Origin of the sequence: Vibrio sp. 1F169, assembly GCF_041439605.1 — a bacterium.
GTDB lineage: Bacteria > Pseudomonadota > Gammaproteobacteria > Enterobacterales > Vibrionaceae > Vibrio > Vibrio tasmaniensis_A.
This window is the reverse complement of record NZ_JBGOOI010000005.1, coordinates 63103-83044: the sequence shown is the minus strand read 5'-3', so window position 1 is coordinate 83044 and position 19942 is coordinate 63103. Positions and strand designations below refer to the sequence as shown.

At 46.1% G+C, this 19942-nt stretch carries 16 protein-coding genes; 7 read left to right on the top strand and 9 right to left on the bottom strand.

From position 1 onward, the window contains the following. Positions 1-45: 45 nt before the first annotated feature. The 3 genes from ACED53_RS03635 to ACED53_RS03625 are packed head-to-tail and all read right to left on the bottom strand — an operon-like array spanning position 46 to position 3198. Entirely contained in the window at positions 46-2106 is a 2061-nt protein-coding gene (locus ACED53_RS03635; RefSeq protein WP_017100897.1) for a prolyl oligopeptidase family protein, read from the bottom strand. Between the two features lie 11 nt (positions 2107-2117). Beyond that, a complete protein-coding gene (locus ACED53_RS03630) occupies positions 2118-3035 on the bottom strand; it encodes a LysR family transcriptional regulator (protein ID WP_009846145.1) in 918 nt (305 codons plus the stop codon). 34 nt (positions 3036-3069) lie between these two features. Next, entirely contained in the window at positions 3070-3198 is a 129-nt protein-coding gene (locus ACED53_RS03625; protein WP_261879047.1) for a hypothetical protein, read from the bottom strand. A gap of 84 nt (positions 3199-3282) precedes the next feature. On the opposite strand from ACED53_RS03625, the gene ACED53_RS03620 reads away from it, so the two are divergent. The 3 genes from ACED53_RS03620 to ACED53_RS03610 all read left to right on the top strand — a co-directional run bounded on the left by ACED53_RS03620 (position 3283) and on the right by ACED53_RS03610 (position 9664). Beyond that, positions 3283-4989 (top strand): L-lactate permease, encoded by a 1707-nt coding sequence (locus ACED53_RS03620; RefSeq protein ID WP_017100898.1) that lies wholly within the window; start codon positions 3283-3285, stop codon positions 4987-4989. A 250-nt stretch (positions 4990-5239) separates the two neighbouring features. Then, a complete protein-coding gene (gene lldD, locus ACED53_RS03615; protein ID WP_017100899.1) occupies positions 5240-6379 on the top strand; it encodes an FMN-dependent L-lactate dehydrogenase LldD in 1140 nt (379 codons plus the stop codon). Between the two features lie 429 nt (positions 6380-6808). After that, positions 6809-9664, top strand: coding sequence for an FAD-binding and (Fe-S)-binding domain-containing protein (locus ACED53_RS03610; RefSeq protein ID WP_017100900.1), 2856 nt, complete (start codon positions 6809-6811; stop codon positions 9662-9664). A gap of 139 nt (positions 9665-9803) precedes the next feature. On the opposite strand, the gene ACED53_RS03605 is transcribed toward ACED53_RS03610, so the two are convergent. Both ACED53_RS03605 and ACED53_RS03600 read right to left on the bottom strand, forming a co-directional pair. Then, positions 9804-10046 (bottom strand): hypothetical protein, encoded by a 243-nt coding sequence (locus ACED53_RS03605; protein ID WP_012601190.1) that lies wholly within the window; start codon positions 10044-10046, stop codon positions 9804-9806. 24 nt (positions 10047-10070) lie between these two features. Further along, entirely contained in the window at positions 10071-10940 is an 870-nt protein-coding gene (locus ACED53_RS03600; RefSeq protein WP_009846140.1) for a GyrI-like domain-containing protein, read from the bottom strand. A gap of 115 nt (positions 10941-11055) precedes the next feature. Between ACED53_RS03600 and ACED53_RS03595 the strand changes: the two genes are divergently transcribed. From ACED53_RS03595 to ACED53_RS03580, 4 genes are all read left to right on the top strand, one after another. Next, positions 11056-12204: a PLP-dependent aminotransferase family protein gene (locus ACED53_RS03595; RefSeq protein WP_017100901.1), complete on the top strand. Its 1149-nt coding sequence runs from the start codon at positions 11056-11058 to the stop codon at positions 12202-12204. Between the two features lie 313 nt (positions 12205-12517). Then, positions 12518-13507: a rhodanese-related sulfurtransferase gene (locus ACED53_RS03590; RefSeq protein WP_017100902.1), complete on the top strand. Its 990-nt coding sequence runs from the start codon at positions 12518-12520 to the stop codon at positions 13505-13507. A gap of 467 nt (positions 13508-13974) precedes the next feature. Further along, on the top strand, positions 13975-14232 hold the full coding sequence (locus ACED53_RS03585) for a YdcH family protein (RefSeq protein WP_010432560.1): 258 nt from the start codon (positions 13975-13977) through the stop codon (positions 14230-14232). A 96-nt stretch (positions 14233-14328) separates the two neighbouring features. Continuing rightward, positions 14329-14838 carry an N-acetyltransferase gene (locus ACED53_RS03580; protein WP_017100903.1) on the top strand — a complete coding sequence of 170 codons (510 nt, stop codon included), beginning with the start codon at positions 14329-14331 and terminating at the stop codon, positions 14836-14838. An 11-nt stretch (positions 14839-14849) separates the two neighbouring features. Here ACED53_RS03580 and manA read toward each other — a convergent pair whose 3' ends face one another. The 4 genes from manA to uhpA form a co-directional block, all read right to left on the bottom strand. Continuing rightward, positions 14850-16055 (bottom strand): mannose-6-phosphate isomerase, class I, encoded by a 1206-nt coding sequence (gene manA, locus ACED53_RS03575; RefSeq protein ID WP_017100904.1) that lies wholly within the window; start codon positions 16053-16055, stop codon positions 14850-14852. 267 nt (positions 16056-16322) lie between these two features. Next, the gene (locus tag ACED53_RS03570) at positions 16323-17663 is read right to left on the bottom strand and encodes an MFS transporter (RefSeq protein WP_017100905.1); all 1341 of its coding nucleotides are present in this window, start codon (positions 17661-17663) and stop codon (positions 16323-16325) included. Between the two features lie 8 nt (positions 17664-17671). Then, the gene (uhpB, locus tag ACED53_RS03565; RefSeq protein ID WP_032499231.1) at positions 17672-19168 is read right to left on the bottom strand and encodes a signal transduction histidine-protein kinase/phosphatase UhpB; all 1497 of its coding nucleotides are present in this window, start codon (positions 19166-19168) and stop codon (positions 17672-17674) included. Beyond that, on the bottom strand, positions 19168-19776 hold the full coding sequence (uhpA, locus tag ACED53_RS03560; protein ID WP_009846132.1) for a transcriptional regulator UhpA: 609 nt from the start codon (positions 19774-19776) through the stop codon (positions 19168-19170). The genes uhpB and uhpA overlap by 1 nt, the downstream gene beginning before the upstream one ends. Between the last annotated feature and the right edge of the window lie 166 nt (positions 19777-19942).

Sequence of the window (19942 nt, the reverse complement as noted above, 5' to 3'; positions counted from 1 at the left end):
TTTGGGGGTAATTCAAATACCCAGCTATCTAAAATTAATTATTTTTTAAATTGAATCTAGGGACTCTATTCCCATATTGAACAGGGTAAATGCGTAGATATCAGCAGTGAGATCGATAGCTTTACTCAGCGGCATACCTGCCCCATGCCCTGCATTAACATCAATACGAATCATCACAGGCGCGCCACCTTCATGCTTATCTTGCAGCTCTGCAATGAATTTATATGAGTGAGCAGGTACCACGCGGTCATCGTGATCGGCAGTCGTCACCAGAGTTGCTGGATAATCCGTGCCGCGCACCACATTATGAACCGGAGAATAACCAAGCAGATATTCGAACATCTCTTTGTTTTGCGCGGATGTGCCATAGTCGTACGCCCAGCCTTCGCCAGACGTGAATGTGTGGTAACGCAACATGTCCAACACCCCAACCGCAGGCAGAGCCACTTGGAACAGCTCTGGCCTTTGTGTCATACAAGCGCCTACCAGCAAGCCTCCGTTAGAACCGCCGCGAATCGCCAACTTATCGCTACTGGTGTAGTTTTCTGCGATTAAGAACTCTGCAGCAGCAATGAAGTCATCAAATACATTCTGTTTTTGTTGTTGTGTACCAGCTTTGTGCCACGCCTTACCGTATTCGCCACCACCACGTAAGTTCGGCACTGCATACACACCACCCAGTTCTAGCCAACTGCCAACCATGCCCGAGAAAGAAGGCGTTAGGCTAACGTTAAAGCCACCATAGGCGTACAACATGGTTGGATTATTGCCGTCTAACACTAATCCCTTTTTATAAGAAATAAGCATCGGAACCTTGGTGCCATCCTTCGAGGTATAGAAGACTTGTTTAGACTCAAATTGATCCGATTCAAACGGAGACTCAGAGCGTTGGTAGATTTCAGAATTGCCTGATTCGACATCGAAAGAGAAAATCGTTGGCGGCGTAACATAGTTGGTAAAGGTGTAATAAAGCTGAGTTTGCTCGTTTTTTCCACCTAAACCACTGGCCGTTCCCAGCCCAGGCAAATGAATGTCACGAACTAGGTTACCTTGGTAATCCAACTGCTGAATCTTAGACACTACATCCACCATGTAGTGAGCAAACAAGTAGCCACCACCCGTGCTGATATCCAATGGCTGTGGCTTTTCAGGGATGATTTCGAGCCATTTCCCATCGCGAGTATCAAAGCTCACCACCTTGCCATTAGGCGCATCAAGATTCGTATATAGAATGAAGGTCTCATCTTGGTTATCGATGAGATAAGTGTCGCTATCCACATGATCAATCAGCGTATTCAGCTTTTGTTCTGGTGAATTTAAATCGATATAGAACAGTCTATTACCCGATGTCGACTCTCGCCCTAGAATGATCAAGTAACGGTCGTCTTCAGTGGTGTAGCCCGACACATAACGGTGTTGTTCAGCGTTGCTCTCACCAAAAATTACCTTGTCGCTAGCTTGCTCTGTACCCAATTCATGGAAGTAAAGTTTGTGCTGTTCGGTACGTGCTGAAAGCTGGCTGCCGTCGGGCTTGTCGTAGCTAGAGTAATAAAAGCCGCGATTACCCAACCAAGAAATACCGGTAAATTTAGCGTCTGTGATTTCGGCTTCAAGCTGCTGCTTAGTCTCAGTATCAATCACAAAGATCTTACGCCAGTCGCTACCACCCTCTGAAATACTGTATGCCACTAGGCTGTAATCTTTCGAAAACGACACCGAGCCCAGTGATGTGGTGCCATCTTCCGAGAAGGTATTCGGATCTAGGAACACTTCAACCTGCAGGCCTTCTTTCTGACGATAAAGAATGCTGTGATTCTGCAGGCCGTCGTTCTTATAGAAATAGGTGTAATCACCTCGCACAAACGGCTGCGAGCTCTTTTTGTAGTCTTGCGCTTTCGCTAATCGCTCTCGCAGTTCTGCGCGATACGGGATTTGAGCGAGGTAATCAAACGTCACTTCATTCTGGCTCGCCACCCACTGCGCGGTTTCGTCACTTCTGTCGTCTTCTAACCAGCGATATGGGTCTTCGACTATCTGACCAAAATAGTCATCGCTGACGATCTGTTTGTTGGTGACTGGATATTGATACTCTTTTAAATAGCTCATCGTGATCCTTATTAAAAATAATGTGAAATCGTCAGATAACGCGTTCTGATGTGTTCAATCAATAACTTAATCTTGTTCGGTGGCTGACGAGTGAAAGGGTACACCGCATAAATACCCAGCTTTTTACCGACTAAATCAGGGAAGATGTCCACCAGCTGGCCGTTGCGAATATCGTGATACACCAGACAACGTGGCACGTACGCCACACCATGACCGCCCAAAGCGGCTTTTCGTAATGCCGTCGCGTTATCGGTAGAGAAAGAGCCAGAGACGCGTACGATGTATTTGTCGTTGTCGGTACAGCCATCCTTACTGTGTAAGAACTGCCACTCACTGGCGCCTGTCGTTTGATAAGCGTATTGCAAGCAATTGTGCTCAACCAAATCCTTGGGCTGCATCGGCTTACCGTTCTTAGCGATATAAGATGGCGAGGCACACACCACCCATTGTGAATCCAATATATGACGAGCAATAAGGCTTGAGTCTTCCAAGTAGCCGGTTCGAATGACCAAGTCGAGACCATCCTCAACCAAATCAACAAATCGATTGTTAAGAGACATATCGACCGTTAAACCTGGGTGCATATTACAAAACTCGGCAACAGCGTCTGCGAGAATCAAATCTCCGGAGATAGTAGGCACTGACATTTTGATATGACCACTGACATTTTCACCAAAGCCTGAAACTGCGTCCATAGCCTCTTGAGCCGCCTGCTTCACATTTTTGGCTCCGTGTAACATTGCCTTACCCGCCTCGGTCAGGGTCAATTTACGCGTGGTTCGATATAACAGCTGCACGCCAATCTCTTCTTCCAAACGCGCAATTCTCTTACTAACTACCGAATTTGTAAGGTTATTTTGCTCTGCCACCTTACTAAAACTGCCCAGCTCTACTACCTGTGAAAACAGGATCAAATCGTCTGCTCGCATTTGATTATGCCAATTTTGGAATTAATTATTTTCATTATTTCCCTATATCAATAAAAAATAAAGGGGTAAATTCACGCCAAATTAACAAAACAATTACAAAAACAGCTTTTGCAATCACATCGGTTACAAATAAAGCGACTCTAATTACAACAATTGAATCCATGAGATTCAGATTACACCTACAAAACTAATGACGTGTTATTCACTTCAAACATGAACGTTTGAAAACAAGTACGAGGAAGTACCCATGAGTGAAACTCTACTAGCATTATTGGCCTTTTCGCCAATAGTTGTTGCAGCGATTCTGCTGGTTGGCCTTAACTGGCCTGCAAAAAAAGCGATGCCCGTGGCATTTGCATTAACCGTTGCTATCGCCCTATTCGCATGGGATATGTCTAGCACTCGCGTGCTGGCTTCAGTATTCCAAGGCTTCGGCATTACCGTGTCGGTTCTCTGGATTGTGTTTGGCGCCATCTTCTTATTAAACACTTTGAAACACACCGGAGCTATCACCACCATCCGCAACGGATTTACTGACATATCAGCAGACCGTCGTGTACAAGCGATCATCATTGCTTGGTGTTTTGGTTCATTCATTGAAGGTGCGTCTGGCTTCGGCACACCCGCTGCAATCGCCGCTCCGTTATTGGTTGCAATTGGCTTCCCAGCGTTAGCTGCGGTACTGATGGGCATGATGATTCAATCTACGCCGGTATCGTTTGGCGCAGTTGGTACACCTATCATTGTTGGCGTAAACAAAGGTTTGGATACGCACAACATCGGTGAAAGCCTGATTGCCAATGGTTCAACATGGGATGCTTACCTACAACAGATCACATCAAGTGTTGCGATCATCCACGCCTGCGTTGGTGTGATGATTCCTGTATTGATGGCAATGATGCTGACTCGCTTCTTCGGTAAGAACAAAAGCTGGACTGAAGGTCTTGATATCCTGCCATTCGCACTGTTCGCAGGTGCCGCTTTCACCATTCCTTACGCACTAACGGGTGTTTTCCTCGGTGCTGAGTTCCCATCACTGATTGGTGGTTTGGTTGGCCTTGCTATTGTTGTAACAGCAGCAAAACGTGGCTTCCTAGTACCTAAATCAAAATGGGATTTTGAGAGCGAAGACAAGTGGCCAGCAGAATGGCTAGGTTCTTTGAAGATCGATCTAGATGACACTCATTCAAACAGTAAGCAAGGTCATAAGAAAATGAGCATGGCGATGGCATGGGCACCTTACGTGCTGCTCGCTGTCACTCTCGTTGCTAGCCGTGTGAGCCCTGAGTTCAAAGGCCTACTTAAGAGCGTTAGCCTTTCATTCAGCAACATCCTTGGCGAGACCGGCGTAAGCACAGCGATTCAACCTCTGTATCTACCTGGCGGTATCTTGGTCTTCGTCGCACTGGTTGCGGTTCTAATGCAATCACGCAGTGCAACACCACTGGCTAAAGCTTTTGGTGAGTCGAGCAAGACTCTGATTGGCGCAGGCTTTGTGTTGGTGTTCACCATCCCAATGGTTCGTATCTTCATTAACTCTGGCGTGAACGGCGCTGATTTAGCAAGTATGCCAGTAACCACGGCCAATTTTGCAGCTGACCTAGTCGGCAGCGCATTCCCAGCGTTGAGTGCAACGGTGGGTGCGTTAGGTGCCTTCATTGCAGGTTCGAACACCGTTTCAAACATGATGTTCAGCCAGTTCCAATTCGAAGTAGCACAAACTCTATCTATCTCTAGTGCTGTGGTTGTTGCTCTGCAAGCCGTTGGTGCTGCAGCAGGTAACATGATTGCAATTCACAACGTGGTAGCCGCATCGGCGACCGTAGGCTTGCTAGGACGCGAAGGCGCAACACTACGTAAGACAATCATCCCAACGTTCTACTACTTGGTGATGACAGGAATCATCGGCCTAGTGGTTATCTACGGCTTCAAAATGACAGACGCACTTATGTAAACCATAAGTCGGTACAAAAGCACTTGGCGTTAATACTCAATTCCCCGACTGCAACACCGTCTAATAAGACAGTTGATGAGTTTCGGAATGGATACTAAAACACATCAACACCCCCGGGTATTAACGCCATTTTATTGCTTATCTGTTTCACTGTTTAAGAAACAACAAACACTTACTTTTTCAAGAATTAAAGCAGCCCAAGCCAAGCTCTCATAGAAGGGCAACATCCCAAGAATTTAGGACTGAAATTATGATCATATCCGCATCGACTGATTACCGCGCCGCAGCAAAAGCGAAATTACCACCGTTTCTTTTCCACTACATTGACGGCGGTTCTTACGGAGAACATACCCTACGCCGCAACACGGCCGATCTTGCAGAGATCGCGCTCAAGCAGCGTGTCCTCAATGACATGTCGGACCTAAATTTGGAAACCGAGTTGTTTGGCGAAAAGCTAGCAATGCCAATCGCACTAGCTCCTGTTGGTTTAACAGGTATGTACGCACGACGTGGTGAAGTACAAGCAGCAAAAGCCGCCGACAACAAAGGTATCCCTTTTACTATGTCGACCGTATCGGTATGCCCGATTGAAGAAGTCGCACCTAAGATTGATCGCCCAATGTGGTTCCAACTTTACGTGCTAAAAGATCGTGGCTTCATGAAGAACGTATTGGAACGTGCCAAAGCGGCAGGCGTGACAACACTGGTCTTCACGGTGGATATGCCTGTACCTGGTGCTCGCTACCGTGACATGCACTCAGGAATGAGCGGCCCAAATGCAGCAATTCGTCGTGTATTTCAATCTATGCGTCATCCTAGTTGGGCCGTTGATGTTGGCCTATTGGGTAAACCACACGATCTTGGCAATATCTCTACTTACCGAGGTTCTCCAACCAAACTGGAAGACTACATCGGTTGGTTGGGTGACAACTTCGACCCGTCGATTTCATGGAAAGACCTAGAGTGGATCCGTGATTTCTGGGATGGCCCGATGGTCATCAAAGGCATTCTTGATGAAGAAGATGCAAAAGACGCCGTGAGATTTGGCGCAGACGGTATCGTGGTTTCAAACCACGGTGGTCGTCAGCTTGATGGTGTTCTATCAAGTGCTAAAGCACTGCCTGCGATTGCAGACGCGGTAAAAGGCGACACCAAGATTCTGGTCGACTCTGGCATTCGTACTGGCTTAGATGTAGTTCGCATGATGGCGATGGGCGCAGACTGCACCTTGCTTGGTCGCTCTTTCGTCTACGCGTTAGCAGCGCAAGGACAAGCAGGTGTTGAGAACCTGCTCGATCTTTACGATAAAGAGATGCGCGTTGCGATGACTCTAACTGGCGCCAAGACAATCAAAGACTTAACTCGTGATTCTCTGGTAGGGCTAGATTAATCGGCCACGACTCAGGCTCAGATTCGGACTAATACTTTGGTCTACTTAGACTGAAGTTCAATCGGTGTCACAGCAATTCCACTGCCGTTGTGACACCGTTTAAGCACTGGAAAATAAAATAAAAAGCTAGGGCGTGTTGATCTTTCGAGCTGATTTTTGCAGCGAGTTGCTGGGTATTTATACAAGGCTGAGGCGCCGATGTGTAGCTAGCCTACATGAGAAGCCGATAACGTAGTAGAAATGGCCAGCAAACGCTGCCCGAAGGGTTCAGCTAAAAGCGTTTTACTCTTTGTTGAGGGGGATTTGCTTAGAGTGACTAGGCTACTTCCCCCTCGCCGCGATTAAAACGCTTTTATCTCGAACAAAATTTAACCACGAAAGGTCAACACGCCCTGATCAGTGCCAAATAAGAAGCACAAGGAAGCAAAGATGGAGACAACCACATCCCATGAGCGAGTAATAGACGCACAAGCTTATCAGCAGCTTGAAGCGATACTGGCTCAAAAAATAGAAACACAACGCATTGTCACTCAAGAGGCAAAGCGATTGGCTTACGGCACCGATGCGAGTTTCTATCGCTTGGTGCCGAAAATGGTTCTAAGGCTCAAGAACTTAGACGAAGTCATATTCACCATTCAAAGTTGTCGCGAACTCGGTATTCATTTTACCTTTCGCGCCGCGGGCACCAGCCTGTCAGGGCAAGCGGTTTCAGACTCGGTACTCATCACACTGACCGACGACTGGCGCGGCCACGAAATCGTCGACAACGGCAATCAGATCATCCTTCAACCGGGTGTGATTGGCGCTGATGCAAACAAATACCTTGCCCCTTTCCAACGTAAAATCGGCCCAGATCCAGCCTCTATCAATACCTGTAAAATTGGTGGTATTGCAGCGAATAACGCCAGTGGTATGTGTTGTGGTACCGCGCAAAACTCTTATCGCACCGTCGAGAGCATGAAAATCGTATTGAGTGATGGCTCCCTGCTTGATACGGCTGATAACGCAAGTGTTGAGGCATTCAAGCAATCGCACAAAGAACTGTTTGAAGGCATTGTTGAATTACATCAACAGACAGCGTCAAACCAAGAACTCGCAGACAGAATTCGCCACAAGTACCGCCTCAAAAACACCACTGGCTACGCTCTGAATGCCTTGGTCGATTACCACGATCCAATTGAGATCATCAAACACTTGATGATTGGCTCAGAAGGCACACTAGGTTTCATTGCTGAGATTACCTACAACACGGTCATCGAACATCCGAACAAAGCTTCGGCTCTGTTAGTGTTTGCAGACATAGAGCAAGCCAGTAAAGCCGTTACTACGCTATCAAAAACACCCGTTGCTGCCGTTGAATTGATGGATGGCAGAGCGCTGCGCTCAGTGGCTGATAAGCCAGGTATGCCGGCATTCATGCCGAACTTGGATTTGGAAGCCGCGGCTATTTTGGTGGAATCACACGCCAGCTCCCAGCAGGACTTAGATTTACAATGTAAATCAATTTTGGACGCATTGACTGAATACACGATTGTTGAATCGGTGCCTTTCACTTCCGATCCAAAGACAGTCGCAACTCTGTGGGGCATTCGAAAAGGCATGTTCCCTGCGGTTGGAGCCGTTCGTGAAGTCGGTACAACCGTTATCATCGAAGACGTGGCTTTCCCTGTCGAAAACCTTGCTAATGGTATTCGAGAGCTGCAAGAGCTGTTCGATAAATACGACTACAGCGAAGCGATTATTTTCGGCCATGCCCTCGAAGGCAACCTGCATTTTGTTTTTACTCAAGGCTTTGATAGCCAAACAGAAATCGATCGCTACGGCGGTTTCATGGATGACGTTGCCGAACTGGTCGCGGTGAAATACCAAGGTTCACTGAAAGCAGAACATGGCACAGGCCGTAATATGGCGCCTTATGTCGAATTGGAATGGGGCAAAGATGGCTACGCCTTGATGCAACAAATCAAAGCCTTGTTTGATCCAGAAAGACTGCTCAACCCCGGCGTTATCATCAACGACAATCCGAATTCACACATCACAAATTTGAAGCCAATGCCTGCTGCCGATGACCTTGTCGACCGCTGTATTGAATGTGGCTTCTGTGAGCCTGTTTGTCCGTCTCGTACGCTCACTCTGTCACCACGCCAACGTATTGTTTTATATCGCGAGCTACAACGCCGCCGTGCCGCAGGTGAAGAGATAGAAGCAAGTGATCTAGAGAAAACCTTCGAATACCAAGGCATTGATACCTGCGCCGCAACTGGCCTGTGTGCCGAACGTTGCCCAGTGGGAATCAACACCGGTGATTTGATTAAGAAGCTTCGTATTGCCAAGTACGAGAAGTTTACGCCAATCGCTAAGTGGACAGCGGATCATTTCTCGACCACCACTAAACTGACTAAGGCTGGCCTCAAAACCAACCAAGTGGCGAGTAAAGTATTAGGAGCAAATACCGTCGGCAAGCTAACCAACGGCCTGCGCTCAATGACTAAAGGCGCGACACCGGTTTGGATGCCGGAGATGCCGCAATCCAACAGTCATTCGCTAACCTCATCACCAGTGACGGCAGAACCCTCAAACAATCATAAAAAGGTGGTTTATCTCCCTTCGTGTGCAAGTCGAACTATGGGACAACAAAGCGATGCGGGCGATCAACGTCCTCTAACTGAAGTAACCATGTCTTTGCTTAACAAAGCCGGATTCGAGGTTATTCTTCCGAAGAAGCTAGACGACCAATGTTGTGGTATGCCTTACGACAGCAAAGGGATGACCGATTTAGCCCAATCTAAAGCGCAACAACTCGAAGAAGTGTTATGGCAAGCTAGTCGTCAGGGTGAATACCCAGTCTTAATGGATACCAGCCCATGTGCTAAACGTAGTATTGAACAGTTCACCAAACCGTTAGAGGTATTAGAGCCGACAGGGTTTGTGAACCAATACTTGCTTGAGCACCTGACACTTGAGCCGCTGCAAGAAACCGTGATGCTGCATGTGACGTGTAGTTCTCGTCGAATGGGTTTGGAAGGCGCGATGTTGAGCCTTGCCAAAGCCTGTACCGAAGAGGTCATCGTTCCTGAGCATATTCAATGCTGTGGTTGGGCGGGTGATAAAGGTTTTACCACTCCAGAGCTGAATGAAGCAGCGGTACACCCACTCAAAGAACAAGTGCCGAGCAACTGTACTCGTGGATTCAGCAACAGCCGAACCTGTGAGATCGGTTTGTCACATCACAGTGGCATTCCGTATCAGTCAATCTTGTACTTGGTTGATGAAGTGGCGCAGTAGCTCCACTCTTAGTACAGAGCAATTTGCTCTCACTTAAAACGAAAATGGCAGCCCAATCAGGCTGCCATTTCTTTATTCGTTTGTTCGAAAGATGCTACTTAACTGGATGCTGATGAGCTAACCGTTATTAAACTAGATATTACAAAGCTAGGCGCATCAACTCTTCTGGCGAGTAATGTTCTGCTTCTGCGCCTTTGGCGATTAAGTCGATCACTTGGAATTCGCTCATGTCACCAAACTCTTTGGTTAAGTAATCACGAAACGCTTTCTCATTCGGCCATTTGCCTCGCACGATATAGCCCTCTTCTTTATCGAAATCTTCCGTCTCAAAGAATGAAAAATCGGTCATACCGATATTGTGGCAATACAAAACGAGATACATAATTTTTCCTCAAAAATGGGGTTACTAATAAAAACTCACAGGGAGATAGAAATCAAGCTCAAACACTTCATCACTGTTTAGAAAATGATTCTGATGATAATGCACATAAGCCGGAGTGGAACGCTGCTTGAAGCCAGACGTAGGTAGCCACTTTTCTAACACCATACTGATCTGTGGTAGCAGTTCACCATAACGGCCATTCAGTCGAAATACAGCATGTAAACCACCCGGAATCACCATCTGGTTCACGACACTGCGATACTTAATCGGCTCATCAATCGCGATACACGCCACATAGCGACACTGATCCATTTCAACCCAAGCAGGGTTTGAGTGATGCAAACCAAACTGGCTCGAAAAGTCGCGCTGTTCTGAGTTCGCCCACGCTTTCAATATCAGCCACGCGTTGCGAATGGAACGGTTATAACCCGTATGTCGAACATAAGCCGCCATGCGCTCCGGTGTTTCAACGATCTTAGGTTCGGGTAACACTCGCTGCGCTACGTTCAAATAACCCGCCGCTACTTCGGGATCTTTCAAATAGGGTTTTTCTGCTATCTGTAAGTCGTGTTTACGCCATTCTCCCGGTGACATGTTAAAGGTCGCTTTGAATGCTCGGCTGAAAGATGACACCGAACTAAAGCCACATTTGCTAGCAATCTCTACCACTGACGACGTGGTATCGAACATCAATTGATTGGCCGCATACTCCATTCGAGTGCGTCGAATGTACTGATGTAGCGACTCCCCAACCACGCTTTTAAAGGTGCGGTGGAAGTGTTGTTCTGAATAAGCCGCAATCTCGGAGAGCGCTTTTGCCGACAGAGGTTGGCTGATGTCTTGATGAATATGGAACAAAACATCATTGATTCGGGATAAGTGTTGTCGTGACATCGTTTAAATAGCATAAATGGACATGTTTAAGAGCATAAACGGACACGCTAGTTTTTACAATTGCCGTGTAATATCAAGCGATAGAATAAAAACGATAAACGACGAGACACAACACATGGAAATCGCACAGTCATTACAACAGATTCAATCTTCATACATTCGAGAGATCCTCGCAGCCGCAAGTGATCCAAATGTCATCTCATTGGCCGGTGGTTTACCGGACGAGAAAACATTCCCAATCGATTTAATGAAGCCAACGCTAGAAAACCTAGCGAACATGCCTGAAGTTTTCCAATACGGTTCGACTGCCGGTTACGGCCCGTTGCTTGACCACCTTACACAAAGCTACCAATTGCCAGAATCACACACGGCAATGATCTGTACTGGCTCTCAGCAAGGTTTGGATTTGATTGCACGTGCGTATGTTGACCCGGGTGATGTGGTTGTGATGGAAGCGCCAAGCTACTTAGGTGCGATGCAGGTGTTTGGCCTAGTTCAAGCAAACATTGCAACCGTGTCTCAAACTGAATTTGGCCCGAACCTAGATGAACTGGAAACGTGCTTTGCACAGCAATCACCGAAGATGTTCTATGCCGTGCCTGATTTCCACAACCCAACCGGCGTGTGCTGGGCAACAGAAACTCGTCAAAAAGTCGCTGAGCTGTGTATCAAATACAACGTGGCATTCATTGAAGATGCACCATACCGTGAGCTACGTTTCACAGGTACAGAACTGCCGTTGGTTTCTTCGTTCTGCCCTGACAACTCTATCGTTCTTCGTTCATTCTCTAAGATCGCATCGCCAGGTTTACGTATTGGCGCAGTAACAGGAAAACGCAGCTACCTTGAGCCACTGATCAAAGTGAAGCAAGGCGCGGATTTACACTCAAGTGTACCAATGCAAGCACTGCTTGTTGGTCTTCTAAAACATGAAGACTTTGGCGTACACATGGAAAACATTCGCACCCTGTACAAGTCTCGTTATGAAGTACTGTTCTCAGAATTAGAGAAACAACTGCCTGCAGATTGCGTCTTAAAAGCCGTAGATGGCGGGATGTTCATTTGGGTAGAAATCCCAGAGTGCGACACCTTTGAACTGGCTAAAACTCTACTATCGAATGGTGTAGCGGTTGTACCAAGCCCAGTATTCTATCCAAAGGCCGATGAAGCCAAAGCCGCACTGCGCTTAAACTTCACCAACGCCAACCCAGAAGAGTTGACTGAAGCGGTGAAACGCTTAGCGGAAGTACTGAACCAAGCGTAATCGCTGATTAAGTCAGACAGATTCAATACCAAGGCCCTGATGTATTTTTACAGCAGGGCCTTTTTGGTTTGGGAATACGTGTTGTAATTCGAACCAGATAAAACGGTTTCATTGCATTTCTTAGTCCAAAAACCACACTGGTAATAATGCTAAATAGCCCTACTTTTGGTTGGTTTTTGTCCTTCCTTGGCTTGGTTATACTGCGGCGGATTTTAATAAGCCAATATGGGCAAACCTGAGTAAATCAAACTCAGTATGTATCATAAAAGGCAACGCTCTGGATTTACGTTCCAGCTCGCAGAAAGGAAAAACCATGTCTCAATATGTTGTATGTGCTCTGTATAAATTCGTAGCACTTGATGATTACCAAGAAATTCGCCAGCCACTCACTGACGTGTTAGAAGCCAACCAAATCCGCGGTACTTTGCTACTTGCGAGTGAAGGTATCAACGGCACCGTTGCAGGTAAGCGCGAATCTATCGACGCTCTTCTTCAATGGTTCAAACAAGATTCTCGTTTGGCTGATGTTGTTTACAAAGAGTCGTTCAACGAAGAACAACCATTCAACCGCACCAAGGTTAAGCTCAAGAAAGAGATCGTAACCATGGGCGTTGAGGGTATCGACCCACGCCACGTTGTCGGCACTTACGTGAAACCAAACGAGTGGAACGCTCTGATTTCTGATCCTGATGTAATTCTGGTTGATACCCGTAACGACTACGAAGTGGACATCGGCACATTCAAAAATGCTGTAAACCCAAACACAGAAACCTTCCGTGAATTCCCTCAGTACGTTGAAGAAAATCTTGATCCTAAGAAGCACAAGAAAGTCGCGATGTTCTGTACTGGCGGTATTCGTTGCGAAAAATCAACAGCCTACATGAAAGAGCAAGGCTTTGATGAGGTTTACCACCTTGAAGGCGGCATTCTTAAGTACCTAGAAGAAGTACCAGAAGAAGAGAGCATGTGGGAAGGCGACTGCTACGTATTTGATGGTCGTGTTGCAGTTAACCACCAGCTAGAGAAGAGCGGCTACGACGTGTGTAACGCTTGTCGCCTGCCAATCACAGACGAAGACAAAGCATCTGAGCACTTTGAGAAAGGCGTAAGCTGCCCTAAGTGTGTTGATAAACACAGCGATGAGCAGAAAGCGCGTTTCCGCGAACGTGAAAAGCAAGTTCAACTGTCGAATGCCCGTGGTGAAACCCACGTAGGTGGCGAAGCCGCTCACCTTATCGATCAACGTAAGAAAGAAAAGCTTGCACACAAAGAGCAGCAACGCTCTGGTAAGAAAGCAAAGTAAGCTTTCTGCTTTCAACACACATAGTTCTAAACATATAACTATAAATAGTTAGCTATATACACAAAAAAGGGCGCAAGTTCGAAGATGATTTCTCGAGTTTGTGCCCTTTTTTGATCGCTTTACGGCTTTGTGTTTTGAACCACATTTCTTTCGATAAATTGCTTCTATACTGTCAGGGCGTGTTGACCTTCCGCGGTTGGATTTTGTTCGAGATAAAAGCGTTTTAATCGCGGCGAGGGAGAAGTAGCCTAGTCATTCTAAGCAAATCTCCCTTAACAAAGAGTAAAACGCTTTTAGCCGAACCCTTCGGGCAGCGTTTGCTGGTTATTTCTACTACGTTATCGGCCTCTCATGTAGGCTAGCTACACATCAAAGCCTCTGCCTTGTAGAAATACCCAGCAATTCGCCGCAAAAACAAGCTCGAAAGATCAACACGCCCTAAAAATCCGACTAGAGAGGAAGTGCCAATGCTCAATGAAAACCATGCCTTTATCTTAGATTTCCCAGATCTTAAATTAGACATTGTTCAGCTCAACCACGACGACGAAAAATTCAAAGCAGACATGCAGAAATACCACCAACTCGACTACGACATCCGTCAGCTAGAAATCTCTGGCAGCCCTATCGATGACGACAGCATGCACAACCTCAAAGTTGAACGCATGGCGCTAAAAGACTCGCTACACAAACAGCTCACGCGCCACCACGCACTTAAGATCGTATAGAAAAATCAGTCCAAGACTTTATTCTAAGCCATGCATCACGCATGGCTTTTTGGTTTCATCACATCGCAATTCTAAGCTAATTCGGCTTCTTCAATTATGTTACTGTTTGCTTATTCAAAGGCGTTTGATAAGGAAGAAAGCAAAGTGGCAAGACAAGAAGAGAATATACAACTCCAGCTCGTTTCAAATTCTGAATTCGAAGAACTGTTTACGTGTGTTAAACAAGGTCTTTTCATACACGTAGATAACGTTTTCGGATGGGACGACGACTTCCAACGTCAACGCCTAATCAATGATTATCATCCCTCTTGGTTTCATTGGATATATAGCGAAAATGAGAAAGTAGGACTAGTCTGCTTTAAGCCTTATGACAACGCATACCATATTCATCTGCTGATCATTTCCCCTCAATACCAAGGTCAGTCTCTTGGTAAAAAAGTCATGTCACTCATCCACGAAAAAGCCCATCAAGAACAACGAAACCAAGTCACTCTGTCGAGCTTTAGAAGTAACACCCGCGCCATCAGTTTTTATCAGGCGCTTGGCTACCAAATTGTTGATGATAGTGATACTAATTTCGTGGGGATGACTCTCTATTTAAACTAGAAGCGACTTCGCTAATTAAACGCTCTCGCCACTCGCCCTTTGCTGCTCAATTCGTAATGGCCAATATAAGCTGGGATAAATACCGATTGCCCTTTGGTGAGGGTTAAGTGCTCGCCTTTCTGACTCATTAGCACTAGATCATCATCTATTGCCATTAAAATTTCAGCGCCACTTGTGATAACTTCTTCTTGATGAGGACGATGAAAGATATTGAAATTGAAGTCACTGACTGGGATATCATAACAATCACATTTACCCAGTTTTGATGGCTCTAACAACAAGCCTTCGAACGGAATTGGCGTGAATTTTGTGCAGGCGACTAACTCAGCGACATCAATGTGTTTTGGCGTTAAACCTGCTCGTAGCACGTTGTCTGAATTTGCCATAATCTCAAGCCCGGTACCTTTAATGTAAGCGTGCGGAGTGTTCGCATTCAAATACATCGCTTCACTCGGCTCCAATGTGATCAAGTTAAGCAGCAGAACACAAAACAAACCGATATCGTTCGGGTACTGATGGCTAAGCTCAGTAACCAAAGCAAATTCAGCTTGGTCTTGATGAGACTCTGCGTAAGTCAGAAGTTGATCTAATGCTTGATGTTTACGTTGGTCATCTAGCGTTAACAGATCGCGGAAAAAAGCTTCTAAGCCTAGAGAGTCAAGATTGTTACCAAACTCTTCAACCAAACCAGCCAGCTCGCTCGAATCCAACTTTCTGAACAGACCTAATATTTCATCGAATTCTCGAAAGCCATTCATCGCTTGATATTCAGTGATCGCGTAAACCAATTCAGGTTTATGGTTAGAGTCTTTGTAATTACGATGCCCTGCAGTCAGAGGGATTCCTGCTTGCTCCTCTCTCGCAAAGCCTAACTCGGCTTGGTGCTTGTTTGGGTGGACCTGGACCGATAGCGCTTTTTCCGCTGCCAAGATCTTAAACAAGAACGGCAGTTCACCGAACTCCTGCGCAATATCAGTAGATAAATAAGCGGGTTTATTCTTGTTAATCAGCTCAGAGAGAGGCACCAAATGTTGGTCAAGCTTAACCATTGAGCAACCTTTTGGATGCGCTCCCATCCAAACTTCCGCTTGCGGCTCTTGTGACTCATTCTTAAAGCCAAACAGTTCACGTATCGAAGAAATACTCCCCCATGCATAATTTTGGATGGTGTTTTCCATTGGGAAAAATGAGTGTTCTGAGAAGTGGCTGAGTGACATGGCGTTTTCCGTAGTGAGCCCTTTGAACACAATTCAGAGAGCTGATTTCTAATAACGTAAATAATTAGAAAGACTACAGAGAGCAGCTAGAACCCACATGAGATGAGGTCTTAGACGCAATAGGAAAAATTCTTAGAAACAGGTGAGAACCATGAAAAGCGTGAAAAGAGTCACATTTGAATGCTACGTAAAAAAAAAGCTGAAGATAGGGTAGCTGCATAATAACCAGAGGACCATTAGCAGCTATCTTATTTACGAAGAAATCCCTTAAAAGCCAGAGCGAACCTCTGCACTTTTCTGAGGCGATTGAGCTTGTAAGAAAGGCAGTAGCAGCAAGCCAATAACGGCCGCACAAGTCGAGATGGTAATGAAGAACCCACTCCAGCCATAAGTTTCTAGAACGAGCGCTAATGGGTAGCCAGAAAGTGCAGCACCCATATAGGCAAATAAGCCAACAAAGCCTGTCGCAGCTCCTGCGGAGTCTTTATGTGAGCATTCCGCGGCAGCCATACCTATTAGCATTTGAGGGCCAAACACAAAAAAGCCTACACAAAACAGCCCAGCCGCTTGAAACACAAAGTTGGTTAGAGGCATAAGCCATAAAGCGGATACCGAGAGGAAGATACCAATCGCGAACAGGATATTCATGGGACCACGGTTACCACCAAACAGCCTATCCGATCCCCATCCAGCAACAAGTGAACCAACGAAACCGCCAATCTCAAACAGAGACAACGCAGCGTTGGCGTTTATCAAACTATAATCGTGCTCTTCGGTGAGATATAAATTGCCCCAGTCGTTAACTGCCGTTCTTACGATGTAAACCAACACATAGCTAAAGGCGAGCAGCCAAATGTACTTATTGCTGAACACATAGGCTTTCAGGATCTCTCGATAGCTTAACCCTTGCCCATGGCTCTCTTGCGCCAATTCTAGATGGTCATTGCGCCACTTCCCTACCGTCGGAAGCCCCATGGTCGTGGGCTTATCACGTAAGCGCAAACAGACGATAATACCAATAAAAACACCAATCACACCCGGCCATATAAACCCAGATCGCCAACTGTATTGGAGAGTTAGATAGCCGACGAGAATAGGAATCAATGCCCCACCAACGTTGTGTGCTGTATTCCATATAGCCCAGCGAAAGCCTCTTTCGGAGCGAGAATACCAGGTCGTCAACAACTTGGAACACGATGGCCAGCCCCAGCCTTGGAACCATGCATTAAGCACCCAAAGCGATATAAAAGCCGCCAACGAACTAGAAAAACCAAACGCGATATTGATCAAGCCTGTCGCGATTAGGCCGAGCCCCATGAAGTAACGCGGGTTCGACCGATCCGATATGGTGCCTGAAATAAACTTAGATAAGCCGTAAGAAAGATAAAAGAGCGTGCCAATCAAGCCGATATCGCCTTTGTCTAAGCCAAGATCGGTGATCATGGCTGGCGCGGCATAATTAAAGGTTTTACGAGTGAAGTAAAAACCTGCATAGCCGACATACATTCCTATCATGATGTGAAGACGCCAATAACGATAACGCTGATTGACCTCATCATCGCTTAGAGTATGACTTTTTGACGTTGTTGAGCGCAGAAATCCAAACATATTCGTTCTCACACTTTAGGTAATGTAACGCTGATATTAGTACCCGAAGAAGAGTCATTAGCGTTGATTGCCATCTTGCCACCGAGCGCCTGAACACGCTCTTGCATACCACGAACACCCATTCCTTTGAGAAGATCCTGCGCTGTAAAACCAACACCATTGTCTGTAATTCGAAGATAAGCTTGATCATCTAGAATCAGTTCTATTCTAATTTCACTTGCTTCAGCATATTTGTGGGCATTGTTTAAAGACTCTTGGCACAGTCGGAAGAGAGTAACCTTGAGCGTGTCACTCAAACATGAGTAGTCACCGTGCCAATTTAACTGGATATCAACACCGTGATCCGAGAACTCCATTTCACGTATGAGCTGTTCAACGGAGTCCTTCAGGTCAAGGTCGTCCAACATTTTTGGTCTTAGCTTCGTTAGCAAACGCTTGGTGGTGTCATAAACATTCAACGACAATGATTCAATCGTACCAGCACAGCGAACGCTCATTTCAGCTGCATCGACACGTTTGATAATGCTCGCTTGAGTCCGAATTGCCGTGATGTTCTGGCCTATCTCATCATGTAACTCACGGGCAATATCACGACGAACCGATTCTTCAGCCGTGATTAGCTGACGGGAAAGGTTTTGATTCCTAGAGAGCTCACTGCGTAATTTCGAGTTGAGATCTTTTTGTTTTTGAACAGCTAAACCAAGCAAAATACCTGTGATGGTCTGAGCGGAAAGAGACAAGAGTAAATCAGTAATTTCGAGTTTGGACGTGCCACTGTGGGCTGCAATCAACGCGACGCTATTTAGCAGGGTAGCGAGCAAGGCGCCTTGCCATCCATAACGAACGGCGAGCAAGATAATAGGGATAGCCATACAAAACGGGGCGAAGCGCCTTAGCTCATCTGGCAAACTGGTTTGTATCAAAATACTGACGACCAACAAGAGGCTGTATAAAGCGATGTGACGGATTTTGAACTCAATGACATTGTTGATTAAGTAAGAGCTCAGTGGCGCCCACTTGTTTTGGAATAGGTAATTCCATACCAGATAACACATCGGCACTAACATCAAACCACCTGTGGTGCTCACCAACCACACCATGTAAACAGCCGGAACATGAGAACTGACCGCGGCAACATTGATGAGTGCTGTGACCATGATTAAGCTCGCCATCACCAACAAGTGACGATTCAGGTCACCAGAATAATAACGTTTGGCAATTAGAGTGGCTGGAATACTTAGTCCACTGGCGATTAGTATCGTCAGCCATTGAGGTTCATCAAGTAGGAGAGCTAGGGCAATCGCGAGCCCCCACTCAGCAATATAGATAGCAGGCCAATAGTGAGTGCGAGTGTGCAGCGTCATTCCTAACCGGAGTGAGAATGGGAAAAGCAGAATGGCTAACTCAGGGTCATTAATGAAATAGAAGGCAATAACCCATAAACAGAACCATGCACAGCCAGCCATAAAAACCCCGCATAAGGAGGTGGCTAGATAAGAACGCATTAGTACTGGTCTTGAGCGAACAATTTAGCTAACTCAACGTTGTTCTTAACATTGAGTTTGTCCATGGCATTGGCACGGTGCACATGTACCGTTTTATGGCTAACCCCTAACTCGACAGCAATAGATTTCACGTCGAGCCCTGTCGCCAATAACTGGCACACTTCGCTTTCCCTGCGGGTGAGCTGATTTAACGAGGCTTTATTCTTCATTGGTGTCGCAAGTTTTATGGCGATATCTGGCGTAAGGTAGCAGCCGCCATTTGCGCTCGTGTGTACGGCCTGAATTAACTCATCAGGGCTACAGCGTTTACTGAGATAACCTTTAGCTCCTAACTCTAATGACTTTTCAACCATCGCCGGAGAGTCATGTACGCTCAACATAATACTAGCAATGCCAGATGGAATCTCTTCCAATAAGCTCAGGCCACTTTCATCTTGCATTGAAATATCCAAGATAACGACATCAGGGTGACAACTTGGCAGTCCGAGGCGCGCTTCTGCCGCAGAGTTAAACTCCCCCACGACCGTTATATCAGTTTCAAGACTGAGTAATTGAGCGAAGCCAGATCGAACAATGACGTGGTCATCAACAAGCGCAACATTAATCATGATATTAACCAAAATTAAGAGTGAGAAAGAAAAATAGCCCCAACAGGAGCTATCTAAAATTAAGTTTATTGGTAGAGATGATACTGAATCGAACTAACGATTGGTATGATCTCACGTGCTTTAAACCAATAAAGCACGTGAAACTATCTACCCGAAACTCTCTTTG